Origin of the sequence: Roseateles sp. DB2 (genome assembly GCF_051857535.1) — a bacterium.
Lineage (GTDB): Bacteria > Pseudomonadota > Gammaproteobacteria > Burkholderiales > Burkholderiaceae_C > Roseateles_B.
In genome coordinates this window covers 1-1,797 of sequence record NZ_JBPZGY010000042.1, presented here as the reverse complement: position 1 = coordinate 1,797, position 1,797 = coordinate 1, and the positions used below count along the sequence as shown (strand labels likewise).

At 65.9% G+C, this 1,797-nt stretch carries 2 protein-coding genes; both read right to left on the bottom strand.

What is annotated here, in order from left to right:
- Positions 1–755 (bottom strand): ABC transporter ATP-binding protein (locus ACS5PK_RS22585; RefSeq protein WP_439442512.1); only part of this gene is annotated, 755 nt, incomplete at its 3' end.
- Positions 756–780: 25 nt separating this feature from the next.
- Positions 781–1,797, bottom strand: a 1,017-nt coding sequence (locus tag ACS5PK_RS22580; RefSeq protein WP_439442511.1) for an ABC transporter permease subunit, incomplete at its 5' end; no start/stop codon positions are given.

The following is a 1,797-nucleotide window of genomic DNA, read 5'->3' as shown; positions in this document are numbered from 1 at the left end:
CCGAGATAGGCCTCGATCACCTTCTCGTTCTTCTGCACATCGGCGGGCGTTCCTTCCGCGATCTGCTTGCCGTAGTCCAGCACCGTCACGCGGTCGCACAGGCCCATCACCAGCTTCACGTCATGCTCGATCAAGAGGATGGTGCGGCCGTCCTTGCGGATGCGGTCGATCAGCTCTCGCAGCACCACCTTCTCGGTCGCGTTCATGCCCGCCGCCGGCTCGTCCAGCGCGATCAGCTTGGGGTCCGTGGCCAGCGCACGCGCGATCTCCAGGCGGCGCTGGTCGCCGTAGGACAGCGTGCGCGCCTTGAATTCGGCGTACTTGCCAATGCCCACGTAGTCCAGCAGTTCCTGCGCCCGCTTGGCGATCGCGGCCTCTTCCGCCTTGAAGCCCGGCGTGCGGAACACCGCCCCGATCAGCCCCGAGTGCGTGCGCACATGGCGCCCCACCATCACGTTCTCCAGCGCCGTCATCTCGGCAAACAGCCGGATGTTCTGGAAGGTCCGCGCAATCCCCGTCTTGGCCACCAGGTGCACCGCCGTGGGCTGGTAGGGCGCACCACCCAGCTCGAAGGTCCCCGCATCCGGCGTGTACAGCCCCGTGATCACGTTGAAGAAGGTGGTCTTGCCCGCCCCGTTGGGACCGATCAGGCCATACACCTGGCCCTTGTTGATCTGGATGCCCACTTCCGAGAGGGCCTGCAGACCGCCGAAGCGCTTGGACACGCCGGCAACCTTGAGTACGACTTCGCTCATTGTTCTTTGCTCCTGCTGTCCTGGCTCACTTCACCGCCTGCGGCGCCGCCTTGCCGTGCTCCGGGCTCGGCCACAGGCCCCGCGGACGCAGCAGCATGATGCTGATCATCGCCAGCGCCACCAGCAGCTGGCGCAGGATGGCTGCATCCAGCCGGCCCCCCGTCATCTCCTGCAGCGGCCCGGCCACATAGCGCAGCACCTCCGGCAGCGCCGACAGCAGCAACGCCCCCAGGATCACGCCCGGGATGTGCCCGATGCCACCCAGCACCACCATCGCCACGATCATCACCGACTCCTGCAGGCTGAACGACTCCGGACTCACGAAGCCCTGGAAGGCCGCGAACATGCTGCCCGCCACCCCACCGAACGTCGCCCCCATCCCGAACGCCAGCAGCTTCAGGTTGCGCGTGTTCAGACCCATCGCCTTGGCCGCGATCTCGTCCTCGCGGATTGCCATCCACGCACGTCCGATGCGCGAGTTCTCCAGCCGGAAGCACAGGATCACCGTCGCCACCACCAGCGCCAGGAAGAAGTAGTAGTACAGCGTCACCGACGGCAGCGTCATGCCGAACAGCTCCGTGCTCTTGCCCAGGTCCAGCCCGAAGAAATGGATGGCGTCGATCTGGCCTATGCCTCGCGGGCCGTTGGTGATGTTCAGCGGGTACTCCATGTTGTTCAGGAACACACGGATGATCTCCCCGAAGCCCAGCGTCACGATGGCCAGGTAGTCCCCGCGCAGCTTCAGCGTCGGCGAGCCCAGCAGCACCCCCGCCAGCGCGGCAAGACCTGCCCCCAGCGGAATGATCACCCACAGCGGCGAGTGCAGCCCGCCCGGGAATGCCGCCGCAATGCCCTCGAAGTTCTCCATCAGGTGCGGGCTGGCCAGCAGCGCGAACATGTAGGAACCCACCGCATAGAAGGCCACATAGCCCAGGTCCAGCAGACCTGCGTAGCCCACCACGATGTTCAGCCCCAGCGCCAGCATCACGTACAGCAGCGCCAGATCGATGATCCGCACCGGCCCATTGCCGAACTGCTGCGC